This is a genomic window from Sphingomonas sp. BRN-1R, assembly GCF_057748035.1.
The window spans coordinates 2,509,057-2,525,661 of sequence record NZ_CM173236.1 but is presented as its reverse complement, the minus strand read 5'-3'; the positions used below and the strand labels follow the sequence as shown (position 1 = coordinate 2,525,661).

16 protein-coding genes are annotated in these 16,605 nt (G+C 67.3%); 15 read left to right on the top strand and 1 reads right to left on the bottom strand.

The annotated features are described in order from the left end of the window. Nucleotides 1-9: 9 nt before the first annotated feature. The 12 genes from greB to AC3ANX_RS11465 all read left to right on the top strand — a co-directional run bounded on the left by greB (nucleotide 10) and on the right by AC3ANX_RS11465 (nucleotide 10,466). A complete protein-coding gene (gene greB / locus AC3ANX_RS11520) occupies nucleotides 10-498 on the top strand; it encodes a transcription elongation factor GreB (protein ID WP_488333420.1) in 489 nt (162 codons plus the stop codon). Between the two features lie 157 nt (nucleotides 499-655). After that, complete coding sequence (locus AC3ANX_RS11515) at nucleotides 656-910, top strand: acylphosphatase (protein WP_488333419.1); 255 nt, start codon at nucleotides 656-658, stop codon at nucleotides 908-910. A gap of 41 nt (nucleotides 911-951) precedes the next feature. Next, nucleotides 952-1,833 carry a 4-hydroxy-tetrahydrodipicolinate synthase gene (dapA, locus tag AC3ANX_RS11510; protein WP_488333418.1) on the top strand — a complete coding sequence of 294 codons (882 nt, stop codon included), beginning with the start codon at nucleotides 952-954 and terminating at the stop codon, nucleotides 1,831-1,833. Between the two features lie 28 nt (nucleotides 1,834-1,861). Next, nucleotides 1,862-2,053, top strand: a complete 192-nt coding sequence (locus AC3ANX_RS11505; protein WP_488333417.1) for an antitoxin — start codon at nucleotides 1,862-1,864, stop codon at nucleotides 2,051-2,053. Beyond that, nucleotides 2,041-2,307 carry a type II toxin-antitoxin system RelE/ParE family toxin gene (locus tag AC3ANX_RS11500; RefSeq protein WP_488333416.1) on the top strand — a complete coding sequence of 89 codons (267 nt, stop codon included), beginning with the start codon at nucleotides 2,041-2,043 and terminating at the stop codon, nucleotides 2,305-2,307. The genes AC3ANX_RS11505 and AC3ANX_RS11500 overlap by 13 nt, the downstream gene beginning before the upstream one ends. Nucleotides 2,308-2,378: 71 nt before the next feature. Next, complete coding sequence (gene smpB, locus AC3ANX_RS11495; protein WP_488333415.1) at nucleotides 2,379-2,861, top strand: SsrA-binding protein SmpB; 483 nt, start codon at nucleotides 2,379-2,381, stop codon at nucleotides 2,859-2,861. A gap of 5 nt (nucleotides 2,862-2,866) precedes the next feature. Continuing rightward, the gene (locus AC3ANX_RS11490) at nucleotides 2,867-3,406 is read left to right on the top strand and encodes a DUF2062 domain-containing protein (RefSeq protein WP_488336937.1); all 540 of its coding nucleotides are present in this window, start codon (nucleotides 2,867-2,869) and stop codon (nucleotides 3,404-3,406) included. Nucleotides 3,407-3,449: 43 nt separating this feature from the next. Further along, complete coding sequence (locus AC3ANX_RS11485) at nucleotides 3,450-5,525, top strand: M13 family metallopeptidase (RefSeq protein WP_488333414.1); 2,076 nt, start codon at nucleotides 3,450-3,452, stop codon at nucleotides 5,523-5,525. A gap of 39 nt (nucleotides 5,526-5,564) precedes the next feature. Further along, a complete protein-coding gene (locus AC3ANX_RS11480; protein WP_488333413.1) occupies nucleotides 5,565-7,979 on the top strand; it encodes a hybrid sensor histidine kinase/response regulator in 2,415 nt (804 codons plus the stop codon). 16 nt (nucleotides 7,980-7,995) lie between these two features. Beyond that, entirely contained in the window at nucleotides 7,996-8,349 is a 354-nt protein-coding gene (locus tag AC3ANX_RS11475; RefSeq protein WP_488333412.1) for a response regulator, read from the top strand. 200 nt (nucleotides 8,350-8,549) lie between these two features. Next, nucleotides 8,550-9,638 (top strand): recombinase RecA, encoded by a 1,089-nt coding sequence (gene recA, locus AC3ANX_RS11470; protein WP_488333411.1) that lies wholly within the window; start codon nucleotides 8,550-8,552, stop codon nucleotides 9,636-9,638. A gap of 198 nt (nucleotides 9,639-9,836) precedes the next feature. Then, nucleotides 9,837-10,466 (top strand): glutathione S-transferase family protein, encoded by a 630-nt coding sequence (locus AC3ANX_RS11465; protein ID WP_488333410.1) that lies wholly within the window; start codon nucleotides 9,837-9,839, stop codon nucleotides 10,464-10,466. Nucleotides 10,467-10,799: 333 nt separating this feature from the next. Here the strand turns inward: AC3ANX_RS11465 and AC3ANX_RS11460 are convergent, their stop codons facing one another. Continuing rightward, nucleotides 10,800-12,116, bottom strand: a complete 1,317-nt coding sequence (locus AC3ANX_RS11460) for a dicarboxylate/amino acid:cation symporter (protein WP_488333409.1) — start codon at nucleotides 12,114-12,116, stop codon at nucleotides 10,800-10,802. Between the two features lie 74 nt (nucleotides 12,117-12,190). Here AC3ANX_RS11460 and AC3ANX_RS11455 point away from each other — a divergent pair, with 74 nt between their 5' ends. The 3 genes from AC3ANX_RS11455 (at nucleotide 12,191) to AC3ANX_RS11445 (ending at nucleotide 16,601) form a co-directional block, all read left to right on the top strand. Beyond that, the gene (locus AC3ANX_RS11455; RefSeq protein ID WP_488333408.1) at nucleotides 12,191-13,459 is read left to right on the top strand and encodes a M24 family metallopeptidase; all 1,269 of its coding nucleotides are present in this window, start codon (nucleotides 12,191-12,193) and stop codon (nucleotides 13,457-13,459) included. A gap of 66 nt (nucleotides 13,460-13,525) precedes the next feature. Beyond that, nucleotides 13,526-16,183 (top strand): alanine--tRNA ligase, encoded by a 2,658-nt coding sequence (alaS, locus tag AC3ANX_RS11450; RefSeq protein WP_488333407.1) that lies wholly within the window; start codon nucleotides 13,526-13,528, stop codon nucleotides 16,181-16,183. 196 nt (nucleotides 16,184-16,379) lie between these two features. Further along, nucleotides 16,380-16,601, top strand: a complete 222-nt coding sequence (locus tag AC3ANX_RS11445) for a hypothetical protein (RefSeq protein WP_488333406.1) — start codon at nucleotides 16,380-16,382, stop codon at nucleotides 16,599-16,601. Nucleotides 16,602-16,605 lie beyond the last annotated feature (4 nt).

Genomic DNA, 16,605 nt, shown 5'->3' with positions numbered 1-16,605 from the left:
GCCGCTGCGATGAACGACCGTCCCAATTACATCACGCCCGCCGGCTATGCGGTGCTGCGCGCCGAATACGACCAGTTGCTGGGCGACGAACGGCCCAAGCTGGTCGATGTGATCTCCTGGGCGGCGGGCAACGGCGATCGTTCCGAGAACGGCGACTATATCTACGGTCGCAAGCGGTTGCGCGAGATCGACCGGCGGCTTAATATCCTCGCGCGGCGGATGAAGGCCGCCAGGATCGTCGATCCCGCGCAGCAGGCCGACCGCAGCCGCGTGTGGTTCGGCGCGACCGTCACCATCGCCGACGAGGACGATACCGAGCGGGTGCTGACGCTGGTCGGCGACGACGAGACCGATGCGGGTGCGGGCAGGATCGGCTGGAACGCGCCGCTCGCCCGCGCGCTGCGTGGCGCCGGGATCGGCGATCTGCGGCGCGTGGTGCTGCCGGCGGGCGAACGCGAATATGAGGTGATCGCGATCGACTATCCGCCCGCGCGCTAGCGGCTGCGCGACCAAGGCGGCGTGCTTTGCGACAAGCCGCTCGCATGGCCTATGTCCTTCGCGGCCGCGCGTGCTAGGCGTCGCGGCATACCCGTGCCGGGCGGCGCGGTCGTTCAAGGGAAGCTAGGTCGCAATGCAAGTCGTTCAACGCGTTTACGTGAGTGGCAAGGTTCAGAACATCGGTTTCCGCGATTGGGCGGTGCGCCGCGCGCGCGATTTCGGCGTGGCGGGCTGGGTACGCAACCTGCGCGACGGACGGGTCGAACTGCTGATCGCGGGCGAGGAGGAGCAGGTCGACGGCATGGTCGAGGCGGTGCGTGAAGGCCCGGAAAAGGCGCGGATCGACAATGTCGAGGCGCGTGCCGATCAGGAGCGCGCGCCCAAGGGCTTCACCAAGCGGTTCACCGCCTGAACGGGCTTTCGTTTCGACGCGCCCGCGCGTAGGGGACGGCCATGTTCACAGGCTCGATCCCCGCACTCGTCACGCCGTTCGCCGAAGACGGCAGCTTCGTGGAAACCGCGTTCCGCGACTTCGTCGAATGGCAGATCACCGAAGGCTCGACCGGTCTGGTGCCGTGCGGCACCACCGGCGAATCCGCGACGATGGATTTCGAGGAGCATTTCCATGTCGTGAAGGTCTGCGTCGATCAGGCGAAGGGCCGCGTGCCGGTGATCGCGGGTGCGGGCAGCAACGACACGCGGGTCGCAATCCGCAACATCAAGGCCGCCAAGGATGCCGGTGCGGATTGCGCGCTGATGGTGCCGCCATACTATAATCGCCCGAGCCAGGAGGGCATCTTCCGCCACTTCGCCGCGATCGTCGAGGCGTGCGACCTGCCGGTGCTGCTCTACAACGTGCCCGGGCGCACCGTCACTGACATCCAGCCCGAGACGATGGGGCGGCTCGTCGAGGCGTTCCCCGCCAGTATCGTCGGGGTGAAGGACGCCACCGGCGCGCTCACCCGCGTGTCGCAGCAGCGCGCGGCGTGCGGGCCGGCATTCGCGCAGCTTTCCGGCAACGACGAGACCGCGCTCGCCTTCAGCGCGATGGGCGGAGTGGGCTGCATCTCGGTGACGGCGAACGTCGCGCCGCGGCTCTGCGCCGAGTTCCAGGCGGCGATCGACGATGAGGATTACACCGGCGCGCTCGCGCTACAGGATCGGCTGTTCGCGCTGCATCTGGCGATGTTCACTGATGCCTCGCCGGGGCCGGTGAAGTACGCGGTGTCGAAGGTGATCCCCGGCTTTCCGACCGGCCTGCGCCTGCCGATGACCTGGCCGAACGAGGCGGCGCGCGCTGCGGTCGATGCGGCGATGGCGGCGGCTGGGCTATAGGCGCTCGTCTCGTGCGCGAGATGATGGTATGTTCCACGCGATGAACGTCGAGCGAGCCCTCTACGAGCAACCCGATCCGCAAGCTGTCGCGGATGCCGATGCGCGCGCGGACGCGGACGTCGCTGCTGGCCGGATCGTCGATCATGCCGAGGTCGCCGCGTGGCTGGCGACATGGGGAACGCCTGCCGAAGCCCCGGCACCTGCCGAATGGCTCGAATAGTCTGGACACGCGAAGCGCTCGCCAGTCTCGAGGTGATCCGCCGCTACATCCACCAGTTCGACCCGCAGGCGGCGCAGCGCATGGCGCGACGCCTGATCGACGCCGCCGATACCCTCAAGGACTTTCCCGAACGCGGACGCACCGGCGGCCGGCGCGAGCTTGCGACGATCCCGCCCTATGTCATGCGCTACCGGGTCGACGGCGAAACGGTGTATATCGTCGGCGTCCGCCACGGCGCGCGGCGGCCGGACTGAACACCGCAGTCGGGGCCGACGCAACTCCGGCCTTCCCATAAGCGGCCGCGCGCCTTACATCCCCGTCTCTTATGGCCCGTCCCAAACCCCCCGTTTTCGAAAAAACCAAAATCGTCGCCGAGAACCGGCGCGCGCGGTACGATTATGCGATCGAAACCACCTACGAGGCCGGCATCGCGCTGACCGGCACCGAGGTGAAGTCGCTGCGTTCGGGCACCGGTTCGATCGCGGAGAGCTATGCCGAGGTGAATGACGGGCAGGTGTGGCTCATCAACTCGAACGTGCCCGAGTTCAGCCACGGCAACCGCTTCAACCACGAGCCTAAACGGCCGCGTAAACTCCTCCTTCACGAGCGCGAGATCAACAAGATGCACGGCGCCGTCGCCCGCGAGGGGATGACGCTGGTGCCGTTGATGATCTACTTCAACTCGAAGGGTCGTGCGAAGGTGGAACTGGCGCTCGCCAAGGGCAAGAAGGCGCACGACAAGCGCGAAGCGACCAAGGAGCGCGACTGGAAGCGCGAGCAGGGCCGCCTGATGCGCGAGCGCGGATGAGCGGCATGCTCGCGCGGGCAACTGCGTGGCTGCGCGCCAACGTGCCGACGCGCGAGAGCATGGAGCGCAGCCGCATCCTCCGTCCGGTCGCGCACCGCGTGCTCGCGCCGGAGCTTTGGCGGTTCACGCGGCGATCGGTGCCGCGCGGCGTCGCGCTCGGCATGGTGACCGGCATCCTGTTCCCGGTCGCGCAGGTGCCGCTGTCGGCGCTGCTCGCGCTGCCGTGCCGGGCGAACGTGCCCACCGCCGCGCTTACCACGCTCATCACCAATCCGCTGACGACACCGCCCCTGTGGGTCGCGGCCTATTGGGTCGGCAGCCGACTGCTGCGGTACGAAGCCGAAGGCGCGAACGTGGTGCGCGCGAGCGAGGGCTGGCTGCACTGGCTGCTGTCAGAGGCTGGGCCCGCGCTGGCGCTCGGGCTGGTGACGATCACGGTCGTCTTCGCGGTGACGGGCTTCGCGGCGAGCACGCTCGGCTGGCGCTGGTGGATCGTGCGCAAGTGGCGCGCGCGATCGTTACGGCGGGCTGGACCGGGGCTGTAACATCCGCTTACAACACCCTATCATAATGTTTCAGGGGTGTTTCATGATCCGATCCTCGCTTCTCGCGGCGTTGCTTTCCGCCACGATGCTGGCCGGCTGCGCGACCGACTCCGCGCCGCCCGCCGCAGACGTGCCGCCGCCGCCCGCCGCCGATCGCGCTGCCGCGGCGACGACAACCGGCAAGCCGCAATTCGGCACGTTCGGCTTCGACGAAGCCGGGATGGACCGCTCGGTCCCGCCGGGCGACAATTTCTACAAGTACGGCAACGGCACCTGGGCGAAGACCACGCCGATCCCGGCCGACAAGTCGAACTACGGTTCGTTCAACCTGCTGTCCGATCTGTCCGAATCGCGCACCAAGGGTATTCTCGAAGAGGCCGCGAAGGATTCGAACTCGAAGATCGGCACGGCGTATGCCACCTTCCTCGATCGTCCGGCGATCGACGCCAAGGGGCTTGCGCCGATCCAGCCGTGGCTGACCAAGGTGAAGGGGCTGAAGGCCAAGGGTGCCTATGCGGCTTTGGTGGCAGAGGCCGCACGGGCGGGGATCGACGGCCCGTTCGGCGCGGGGGTCGGTCAGGACGACAAGAACCCCGAAGTCTATGCGCTCAGCCTGTCGCAAGCCGGGCTCGGCATGCCCGACCGCGACTATTATCTGAGCAAGGACGCCAAGCTTGCCGAAGCCCGCGCCGCCTACGAAACACACATCGCCAAGGTGCTGACGCTCGCCGGCGAGCCCAATGCGGCAGCGCGCGCTAAGGCGCTGGTCGAGTATGAGACCAGGATCGCAGGCGTAAGCTGGACGCGGACCGAAAGCCGCGACGCGGACAAGACCTACAACAAGATGACCGTCGCCGCGCTGACCAAGGCCGCACCCGGCTTCGATTTCGTCGCCTATTTCGCCGGCATCGGCGCGCCGGTCGACAGCGTGATTGTCGCGCAGCCCACCGCCGTCGCCGGCATCGCGCGGCTGATCGCCTCGGCGTCGCTGACCGTTCTGCGCGACCAGTTGCTGATGCGCTCGCTCGATGCCTACGCCGACGTGCTGCCCAAGACCTTCGATGACGAGCATTTCGCCTTCTACGGCAACGTCCTGTCCGGCACGCCCGAGCAGGAGGCGCGGTGGAAGCGCGCCGTGCAGTTCACCACCGGCGCGATCGACGACGAGGTGAGCAAGCTCTACGTCGCGAAGTATTTCCCGCCCGAGACGAAGGCTGCGGCGGACAAGCTCGTCCACAACATCATCGCCGCGATGGACGCCCGTATCGACAAGCTCGACTGGATGACGCCCGCCACCAAGGTCCGCGCGCATGCCAAACTCGCCGCGTTCACGCCGAAGATCGGCTACCCGAGCCAGTGGAAGGATTATTCCGGCCTGACCGTCACGGCGGGCGATGCGTTCGGCAACGCGTGGCGCGCTAACCAGTGGAGCCACGCCTATAACGTCAGCCACCTCGGCAAGCCGCTCCAGCGCTGGGAATGGGGCATGACGCCGATGGAGGTGAACGCCTACGCCAACCCGCCGATGGTCGAGATCGTCTTCCCGGCGGCGATCCTCCAGCCGCCGTTCTTCGATCCGGCGGCGGACCCGGCGGTGAACTATGGCGGCATCGGCGCGGTGATCGGCCATGAGCTGACCCATCATTTCGACGATCAGGGTGCGAAATATAACGAGCACGGCCAGCTCGCGAGCTGGTGGTCGCCCGCCGACGTCAAGGCGTTCAACGCGCGCACGGAGGCGCTCGCCAAGGAATATGATGCGTATGAACCGCTGCCCGGCATGCACGTCAACGGCCACCTCACACTCGGCGAGAACACCGCCGATCTGGGCGGCCTGACGATCGCTTACGACGCGTATCACGCTTCGCTCGGGGGTGCGCAGCCGCCCGTGATCGACGGGTTCAGCGCGGATCAGCGTTTCTACCTCGGCTGGGCGCAGGTCTGGCGGCGCAGCTACCGCGAGGCGAACCTGCGCCAGCGGCTGCTGGTCGATCCGCACAGCCCGTCCGAGCAACGCGCGGATATCGTGCGCAATCTCGATCCGTGGTACGGCGCGTTCCAGCCCAAGCCGGGCGAGACGCTGTATCTCACGCCCGAGCAACGCGTCCGCATCTGGTAGCTTGACGCTGGTCCGGGTGCGACCACAGAGAGGGTTCGAATGGCCAGCTTTCCTGCCCTGAACCCGGACCCGACCGCCGCGCAGCGCAGCGCCGCGCTGATCGCCGTTGGCAGCGGCATCGCCGCCGCGCTGGTGATCCTGCTGCTGCTCGGCAACATCGTGATCGCGGCGGCGTTCCTCGCCACCGCGATCCTGGTGGCGGGCGGCGCAATCGCGTTCCGCCGCCTGTTCCCGGCCAATGCGGGCGAGGGGGCGGAACCCGACTGGGCACTCGCCCGCACGCTCGCCGCCGCCAGCCCCGATGCGGTCGCCGTGACCGACCGCGCCGGGCGGCTGGTGTGCGCGAACGATCGTTACGAGGCGCTGTTCGGCGGTTTCCCGACGCCGCCCGGCCTGCCGCTCGACGGCGACGGCGCGGACCGGCTCGGCATCGCTGGCCGCAAGGCGTGGCGCGACGGCACCGCGACGGTCGAGCGGCTCGTCGTGCGCGGCACCGCCGTCACCGGTGAGATCGCCTGCGCGGGCGAGGACGGGGACCTGCTGGTGTGGCGCTTCCGTCAGTCCACCGGCATGAACCTCGCCGCGACGGTCGAGGATCTCGTCGCGAGCCGCACCGGCGACCAGTTCGGTCGGGCCGGCATCATGATCGCGCTGATCGGGCATGACGGGCGGGTCGTCACCGCCAACAGCGTGCTGCGCGCGCGGGCGATGGGGCATGAGGATGCCGCCATCACCGGCCGTGATTTCGCGCGCTTTCTCATCACCGACGAACGCGGCATGGTCCGTTTCGAACGCGAGGGGATGCTCAGGAACCCGCTGCGGATCCTGCAAATCCCGTTCCTCGAAGGCGACGAGGCGCCGATGCTCGTCGCGCTGATCGACGAGGAGCAGGGCGGTGCACCCGCGATCGGCGCGAGCGCCACCGCGCATGTCCAGACGCTTGTCGCGCTGATGCCGTTCGGCGTCGCGCTGGTCGGGGCCGACGGGCGCTTCCTGCAAATGAACGATTCGTTCGCGCGCGCCGCCGGGGTCGATCCCGCCGCGCCGCCGCTCTATCCGGGCGATCTGGTGGTGCGCGAGGACAAGGGCGTGGTGTCCGACGCGGTGCGTCGCTTCGCGAGCGGGGCGGCGCATTCGAGCGATCTCGCCATCCGCCTGAAGGATCATCCCGACGAGCCGGTCGCGTTGTCGATCGCGGGCGCGCGGGGGCTGGGCGATGCGGCGGTGCTGCTCAGCCTCAAGGACAATGGCGAGGAGACCCGGCTCAAGCGCGAGGTCGCGCAGGCCACCAAGATGCAGGCGGTCGGCCAGCTCGCCGGCGGTGTCGCGCATGATTTCAACAACATCCTCACCGCGATCATCGGCCATTGCGACCTGATGCTGATGCGCCATTCGCCCGGCGACAGCGACTATGACGACATCCAGCAGATCCGCGCCAATTCGAACCGCGCCGCCTCGCTGACGCGCCAGTTGCTTGCCTTCTCGCGCCAGCAGACGCTCCGCCCGCAGGTGCTGCAACTGCCCGATATCGTCTCGGAAGTGTCGCAGCTTCTCAAGCGCCTGCTCGGCGAGACGATCACGCTCAACGTCAAGCATGGCCGCAGCCTCGCGCCGGTGCGCGCCGATCCGGGGCAGCTCGAACAGGTCGTCGTCAACCTTGCGGTCAACGCGCGCGATGCGATGCTCAGCAAACCGCCGCAGGGTGGCGCGGTGCTGTCGATCCGCACCTTCGCCGTCACCGCCGCCGACGTGCGGCGGATGGGGTCGGACATCCTGCCGATCGCCGATTACGTCGCGCTCGAAGTCGCCGACAATGGTGCGGGTATTCCTCCTGAGATCCTGCCCAAGATCTTCGAGCCGTTCTTCACCACCAAGGAGGTCGGCAAGGGCACCGGGCTCGGGTTGTCGACCGTCTATGGCATCGTCAAGCAATCGGGTGGCTATATCTTTGCGGAATCCAAGGCGGGGCAGGGGGCGGTGTTCACGCTCTATCTGCCGGTCCACACCGCCTCGGTGCCGGTCGCCGATACGGTGATCGTGCCGCCCAAGAAGCCGCTCGACCTGTGGGGCAGCGGCACCATCCTGCTGGTCGAGGACGAGGACATGGTGCGCGCCGTCGCCGAACGCGCGCTGACGCGGCAGGGTTATACCGTCCTCACCGCCGAACATGGCGAGGCGGCGCTCGAACGGCTCGCCAGTCAGCCGCGCCCCGATCTGCTCGTCACCGACGTTATGATGCCGCTGATGGACGGGCCGACGATGGTGCGCCACGCCCGCAAGCGCTACCCGGACCTGCCGATCCTGTTCATGTCGGGCTATGCCGAGGAGACGCTGCGCAAGTCGATCGATCTCGACAACGTCGCATTTTTGGCCAAACCGTTTTCAGTTCAGCAGCTTGCCGAGGCGGTGCGCGCGCTTATGACGGCAAAAGGGCTTGGTGCGGGCGGGGGTTGACGGTTATGGGCGAATCATGGGCGCACCGCAGAATATCCTGATCGTCGAAGACGAACCGCTGATCGCAATGATGCTGGAGGACTTCCTCGAGATCCTCGACAAGGTGCCGGTCGGCACTGCCGATTGCTGCGCGGCGGCGCTGGAGCTGGTCGAGGCGGGGGGGATCGACGCCGCGATCCTCGATCTCAATTTGCGTGGCGGCGAGACCAGCCTGCCGATCGCCGACGCGCTGGCCGAGCGGAACATCCCGTTCGTGTTCGCGACCGGCGGCTCGCACGACAGCGTGGCGGAACGCTTCCGCGACCGGCCGTCGCTCGCCAAGCCGTTCACGATGGATGGCGTGTCGAAGGCGTTAGACGCGCTCGCCTGACCTCGTCGCCCCGGCGCAGGCCGGGGCCGCTGCATAATCTGGCTAGCCGATTGCTCCGAAGTGAGCGGCCCCGGCCTGCGCCGGGGCGACGATGACACGAAATTGTAAGTTCCGCTCTTGTTCTCCCGGAACAAATAGGATACGAAGCCTCCAACGCGCATTGTATCGGTGCGCACAACGGTTTAGCGATGGAGGCTCCTGTGGCGGCATCTTTGAAGGTCATCGACTCCAAAATGGCAGCATCCAATACCAAGGCCGCCGACGAGCGGCAAAAGGCGCTCGAAGCCGCACTCGCGCAGATTGATCGCGCGTTCGGCAAGGGCTCGGCGATGAAGCTCGGCTCCAAGGAGACGATGCAGGTCGAGGCGATCTCGACCGGCTCGCTCGGACTCGATATCGCGCTTGGCGTGGGCGGCCTGCCGCGCGGCCGCGTGATCGAGATCTACGGGCCGGAAAGCTCGGGCAAGACCACGCTCGCGCTCCATGTCATCGCCGAGGCGCAGAAGACCGGCGGCACCGCTGCCTTCGTCGATGCGGAGCATGCGCTCGATCCGGTGTATGCCAAGAAGCTTGGTGTCAATATTGACGAACTGATCGTCTCGCAGCCCGACACCGGCGAGCAGGCGCTCGAAATCGTCGACACGCTCGTGCGCTCGAACGCGATCGACGTGCTGGTTGTCGACTCGGTCGCCGCGCTGGTGCCGCGCGCCGAAATCGAGGGCGAGATGGGCGACAGCCATGTCGGCCTTCAGGCGCGTCTCATGTCGCAGAGCCTGCGCAAGCTGACCGGCTCGATCAGCCGCTCGCGTTGCATGGTGATCTTCATCAACCAGCTCCGCATGAAGATCGGTGTGATGTACGGCAATCCCGAGACGACGACGGGCGGCAACGCTCTCAAATTCTACGCCTCGGTCCGCCTCGACATTCGTCGCACCGGCCAGATCAAGGACCGCGAGGAGATCATCGGCAACACCACGCGCGTCAAGGTCGTCAAGAACAAGGTCGCCCCGCCGTTCAAGCAGGTCGAGTTCGACATCATGTACGGGCAGGGCGTCTCCAAGATCGGCGAGATCCTCGATCTCGGCGTGAAGGCCGGGCTGGTCGAGAAATCGGGCGCGTGGTTCAGCTACGACAGCGTGCGCATCGGTCAGGGTCGTGAGAACTCGAAGAACTTCCTGCGGGAAAATCCCGAGATGTGCGACCGTCTCGAAAAGGCGATCCGCAGCCGCACCGACAAGGTCGCCGAAGAAATGATGGCCGGTCCCGAGGACGACGACGCCGAAATGTGAGGTAGCGCCGCCGCTCGGGTGGCGGCGCACTCTTTCTTTTACGCGACGTGCCCTCACACGCCGCGAAGCCCGGAAAGGCCCGCGTACGCCGCGGGCCTTTCAGCATGTCGCGCCGCAGCATGCGCCGGTCGCCCTTGCCGGAGGTTTTCGGAACCGTCTTGCACGGCATGCGCTGAGCGCTCCGCGAAAGGAGCCGGCATGACCATCATCGTCCATCATCTCGAGAATTCGCGGTCGCAGCGCGTCTTGTGGTTGCTCGAGGAACTCGGCCTGCCGTACATCGTCCGCCGTTACGCGCGCGATGCCAGGACGATGCTCGCGCCCGAAGCGCTCAAGCGCATCCACCCGCTCGGCAAGTCGCCGATCGTCGAGGATGACAGCCACGTTCTGGTCGAGACCGGTGCGATCGTCGAATATCTGGTCGAGAAAGGCGATGGCCGCTTCGCCGCGCCCGCGCATCGGGGGGCGGCTTTGCGTTACCGCCAGTTTCTTCATTACGCCGAGGGCTCGCTGATGCCGCCGCTGTTGGTGTCGCTCGTGCTGAGCCGTGTGCCGGTGTTCGGACGCGCGGCGATCAAGCGTTTCCGGCCGATGGTGGAGGTGCATCTCGACTATGTGGAAAGCGTGCTGGCGGATCATCCGTGGTTTGCGGGCGACACGATTACCGCCGCCGACGTGATGATGAGCTTCCCGCTCGAGGCGGCGCGCAGCCGCGCCGGGCTAGACGCGAGTCGCCCGGCGACGATCGCCTGGCTCGACAGGATTCATGCGCGCCCCGCCTATCAGGCGGCGCTCCAACAGGGTGGCGCTTACGCTTACGCGGGGTAGGTCGGGCGATCTTTCGGGAATCTATATCATCAGGCGCCTTACCTAGGGCGACGCGACGAGACGGCTTTCACCAGCGGTGCGAGCGCGATCTCGATTCGTGCGGGGGGCGATCTTCACCGGCGATCCTCAGGTGAGCCGATTCCACAGCGGTTCGCCGACACCGTTCGTCTGCCCTACGCCGACATGCGTTTGCGGGGTTCCGCGCCGCCGCGTTCGCTCCGGGCAGAACGTATGCGTACAATGTTCGCGGACGTCGCCCAGCCTTTGTCGCGGAGAACGCACTTACCCCCGCGATCGAATCGACGTCACCGCTCCCGCTACGCAGGATCGTTGTCACCCGTGATGGCTGAACCCATGGCTCGGTGCATGCGGCGGCTCGATCTCGGCGGGTAGCGGCTCCTCGAAGCCGCCTTCCCAGCGCGCCACGACGCTCGCCGCAATCGCGTTGCCCACCACGTTGGTCGCCGAGCGGCCCATGTCGAGGAACTGATCCACGCCGATGATGAGCAACAGCCCCGCCTCGGGAATGCCGAACTGCGACAAAGTCGCCGCGATCACGACGAGGCTCGCGCGGGGCACGCCGGCGATACCCTTCGATGTCACCATCAAGGTCAGCAGCATGACGATCTGCGTGCCAAGCGCGAGGTGGATGCCATAGGCCTTGGCGATGAACAGCGCCGCGAAGGTCATGTACATCATCGAACCGTCGAGGTTGAACGAATAGCCGAGCGGCAGCACGAAGCTGGCGATCTTGGCGGGCACGCCGAACCGGTCGAGCGCTTCGAGTGTGCGCGGGAAGGCGGCCTCGGACGATGCGGTAGAGAAGGCGAGCAGCGCCGGTTCGCGGATGTAGCGGAACAAAGTGCCCGCCCGCCTGCCGATCACCGCGAACGCCGCGGCGCCGAGCGCAATCCACAAGGTCGCCAATCCGAAATAGACGCTGCCCATGAAATAGGCGAGCTTGAATATCAGCGCCGGCCCGTGTTCGGCAAGCGCGGCGGTGATCGCCGAGAACACCGCGATCGGCGCCAGTCGCATTACGTAATCGGTGATCTGAAGCATCACCGCCGCCAGCCCCTCGGCCGCCGCGACCAGCGGCTCCGCGCGCGCGCCGACCGCCGTCACCGCGACGCCGAAGAACACCGAGAAGATCACGATCTGGAGGATTTCGTTGGTCGCCATCGCGTCCACGATCGAACTCGGCACGATATGCGTGATGATCTTGGCGACGTCGAACCCGCTTTCGTCCAGCCCGACCGAGGCGTCGACCGGCGGCGGCGTCAGATGCGGGCTGAGGCCCAGCGCATCGCCGAGATCGGAGGTGAGGTGGAACAGCAGCAGCCCGAGCGTCAGCGACACCAGGCTCGCGCCGACGAACCAGCCGAGCGACTTCAGCCCGACCCGGCCGAGCGCGCCGGTATCGCCCATATGCGCGATGCCCACGACCAGCGTGGAGAACACCAGCGGCGCGATGATCATCTTGATGAGGCGCAGAAACACCGTCGTCAGGATCGAGAACCAGCCTGCGATCGCCTTCAACCGTGCCGCACTGGCCGGCGTGCCGTCATCCACCCCCGCGTGGATCGCCCAGCCAAGCACGATGCCGAGCACCAGCCCGCCCAGGATGTACCACGTCAATCGCTTCGCCAAGTTTGTTCTCCCGGATGCCCCGCGTACAGCGAAGGGCATTGCCCCCGCGTCGTCAAGCGCCGTATCGTCGCGGCATGCAGCAAAATTTCTTCTCGGTGGATCGTCGCAGGATCCTGAAAGGTGCGGGGACGCTCCCGTTGCTCGCGTCGTCCGGCCTGCTTCGCGCGGCCGAACCCGACCTTGCCGGCCTGTCCGACATGACCAAAGCGGCGGTGCCGATCGGCGCGGACGAGCGACGCGCACGGATCGCGCGGGCGCAGGCGTTGATGAAAGCGAACGGGATCGGCGCGGTGCTGGTCGAGGCGGGATCGTCGCTCATCTACTTCACCGGCGTGGCGTGGCACCGCAGCGAGCGGCTGACCGCGGCGGTGCTGCCGGCGGAGGGCGACCCCTGCATCGTCACCCCGTTCTTCGAGGAGCCGTCGGTGCGCCAGACGCTCGGCATCGCCGCCGACGTGCGGGTGTGGCAGGAGGATGAGGATCCACTCGCGTTGGTGGCGGGGTTCCTGCGCGAGCGGGGTCTCGCCGCTCGGCCCGTCGGCGTGGAGGAAACGGTGCGCTATTTCGCGGTGGACGGGCTCGCGCGCGCGCTGCCGGGCGCGAAGATCGTCTCGGCCAATCCGGTCGTGCGCGGCTGCCGCATGGTCAAGACCGCACCCGAGATCGCGCTGATGCAACTCGCGACCGACGTGACGATCGCGGCCTATCGCTGGGTCTATCCACGCGTCGAGACGGGCATGACGCGCGAGCAGATCGCCGCGCTGATGGATGCGGCGACGCGCAAGCTGGGTGGCAGCCCCGAATTCTCGCTGGTGCTGATCGGCGAGGCTGCCGCCTACCCGCACGGCAGCCGTGCAGCCCAGATCGTGCAGGACGGACAGGTGGTGCTGATGGACTGCGGCTGCACGGTGCAGGGCTATCAATCGGACGTGTCGCGCACCTTCGTCCACGGTGCGGCGAGCAAGGCGCAGCGTACCGTGTGGCAGCATGTCCGCACCGGTCAGGCGAAAGCCTTCGCTGCGGCGCGGATCGGCACGCCGGCGGGCGCGGTCGACGATGCGGTGCGCGGCTATTACGAAAGCCTCGGCTATGGTCCGCGTTACCGTCTGCCGGGGCTGTCGCACCGCACCGGCCACGGCATCGGGCTCGACGGGCACGAGCCGGTCAACCTCGTCCGCGGTGAGACCATGCCGCTCGCGGCGGGCATGTGTTTCTCCGACGAACCCGGCCTGTATCTGCCCGGTCAGTTCGGCGTGCGGCTGGAGGACTGCTTCCACATGACGCCGGCCGGGCCGAAATGGTTCTCGGTGCCGCCGCTGTCGATCGACGCGCCGCTGGGGTGAGCGGACACCGCTCGTCGCACACGCGCCACGCTTGAGAAGATCGCCGCGCTCGCCTAAGTCGTCGCTATGATCTCGACCAACGACATTCGCCGCAGCTTCCTCGACTATTTCGCGGCCGAGGGGCATGCCCGCATCCAGTCCGCGCCGCTGGTGCCGCAGAACGACCCGACCTTGATGTTCGTGAATGCGGGCATGGTGCCGTTCAAGAACGTCTTCACCGGGCTGGAATCGCGCGCCTATTCGACCGCGACCTCCTCGCAGAAATGCGTGCGCGCTGGCGGCAAGCATAACGATCTCGACAATGTCGGCTATACCGCACGGCACCATACCTTCTTCGAAATGCTCGGCAATTTCTCGTTTGGCGATTATTTCAAGGAACGCGCGATCACGCTCGCCTGGAATTTGCTGACGAAGGAATGGGGCATCCCGGCCGAGAAGCTGACCGTCACGGTGTACCACACCGACGATGAAGCGTTCGACCTGTGGAAGACAATCGCCGGTCTGCCGGAAGACCGCATCATCCGCATCGCCACCAAGGACAATTTCTGGTCGATGGGCGACACCGGCCCGTGCGGCCCGTGCAGCGAGATCTTCTACGATCACGGCGATCACATCTGGGGTGGCCCTCCCGGCAGCCCGGAGGAGGATGGCGATCGTTTCGTCGAGATCTGGAACCTCGTGTTCATGCAGTACGAGCAGGTCGACAAGGAGACGCGCAACCCGCTGCCGCGTCCGTCGATCGACACCGGCATGGGGCTGGAGCGGATCGCGGCGGTGCTTCAGGGCGTCACCGACAATTACGATACCGACACGTTCAAGGCGCTGATCGCGGCCTCGACCGCGCTGACCGGCACGGCGGCGGAGGGCGACGCCAAGGCCAGCCACCGTGTGATCGCCGATCATCTGCGCTCGTCGGGCTTCCTCGTCGCGGACGGCGTGTTGCCGGCCAATGAGGGGCGCGGTTACGTGCTGCGCCGGATCATGCGGCGCGCGATGCGGCATGCGCATCTGCTCGGCGCGAAGGATCCGCTGATGCACCGGCTGGTGCCCTCGCTCGTCGCGGAAATGGGCGCGGCGTTCCCCGAGCTGGTGCGCGCGCAGCCGCTGATCGAGGCGACGCTGCTCCAGGAGGAGACGCAGTTCCGCCGCACGCTCACCAACGGTCTTCGCCTGCTCGACGAGGCGACTGCCGGTTTCGGCGAAGGCGCGACGCTGCCGGGTGAGACCGCGTTCAAGCTCTATGACACGTTCGGCTTCCCCTATGATCTGACCGAGGATGCGTTGCGCGCGAAGGGCTTCACGGTCGATCGCGCTGGGTTCGATGCGGCGATGGCCGAGCAGAAGCGCCAGGCGCGCGCGGCATGGAAGGGTTCGGGCCAGCGCGCCTCGGACGATTTGTGGTTCGACCTCGCCGAGGAGCATGGCAGCACCGAGTTCATCGGCTATGCGACCGATTCGGGTGAGGCGCAGGTGATCGCGATCGTCAAGGATGGCGTGCGCGTCGATCGGGCCGAGGCTGGCGAGACGGTCGAGGTGCTGGTCAACCAGACGCCGTTCTACGGCGAGAGCGGCGGCCAGATGGGCGACGCGGGTACGATCACCGGCGACGCGGTCGCGATCACCGTCGAGGATACCGCCAAGCCGCTCGGCCGGCTGTTCGCGCACCGTTCGCGGATCGACAGCGGCGCGGTCGCGGTCGGCGACACCGTGCGGCTCGCGATCGACGTGGATCGCCGCGCGCGCATCCGCGCCAACCACAGCGCGACGCATCTGCTGCACGCGGCGCTGCGGCGCCGGCTGGGCGGACACGTCACGCAGAAGGGGAGCCTCGTCGCGGAGGACCGGCTGCGCTTCGACTTCTCGCACAACAGCGCGATGTCTCCGCAGGAGATCGCCGACGTCGAGGCCGACGTGAACCGCCACATCCGCAGCAACGACGCGGTGACGACCCGGCTGATGACGCCTGACGATGCGATCGCGGCCGGCGCGATGGCGCTGTTCGGCGAGAAATACGGCGAGGAAGTCCGCGTGCTGTCGATGGGCCGCGATGCGGATGCGAGCTATTCGGTCGAACTGTGCGGCGGCACCCATGTCGATGCGCTCGGCGATATCGCCTTGTTCGAGATCGTGTCCGAAAGCGCGGTGTCGAGCGGCGTGCGCCGGATCGAGGCGCTGACCGGCGAGGCGGCGCGCGCCTATCTCAGCGCGCGCGACGAGAAGCTGCGCGAGGCGGCGGCCGCGCTCAAGGCGACGCCGGACGATGTGCCCGCGCGCGTCGCGGCGCTGGTCGAGGAGCGGCGCAAGCTCGAGCGCGAACTGGCCGAGGCGAAGAAGGCGCTCGCGCTCGGCGGTGGTGCGGGTGCCGCGCCGGCGGGGCCGGAGCAGGTCGGCGGGGTCAACTTCGTCGGGCAGGTGATCGACGGGCTCGACCCCAAGAGCTTGCGCGGTGCGGTCGACGACGTGAAGGGGCGGATCGGCTCGGGCGTGGCGATGATCGTCGCGGTCAACGAAGGCCGGGCTTCGGTCGTGGTCGGGCTGACGGCGGACGTGGCGGGGCAGCGCAGCGCGGTCGATCTGCTGCGCGTCGCGGTGACGGTGCTCGGCGGGCAGGGCGGTGGCGGCCGGCCCGACATGGCGCAGGGCGGCGGTCCCGACGGTGCCAAGGCGGCGGAAGCCGTCGCGGCGGTGCGTGCGGCGCTTGCCGAGGAACATGCGCCGGCCTGATCTCGCCGGCGCGAACGCCGCGCACTCGCAGAGTCTCAGATACGGCGCGCAACCTACCGGGTTGTGCGCTTTATCTTTGTCGCGGCTCGGCTCATCGTTCTGCTGCGGCGCAGCAATATTACGTTACCGGCGGTTCAAACGCGGCACGGGAGCCGCTTTCTATCTTTGTCTGGCCATCCACAATCGGAGTCAGACCATGCACCCATCGAACGATCGCGACCGCAACGCCGTACTCGAAACCTGGCGCGGATCGTGGAAGTTCCTCGCCTTCGGGCTGTTCGTGCTCGCCTATCTGATCGCTATCGAACATCCGCAGTGGTTCGTGCTGCGTCCCGCGACCGGCACCGCGATCGCGCTGGCGAGCGCCGCAGATCCGTCAACCACGCAGAACACCGACGGCGACTCGGCGCGGCCATGATAGG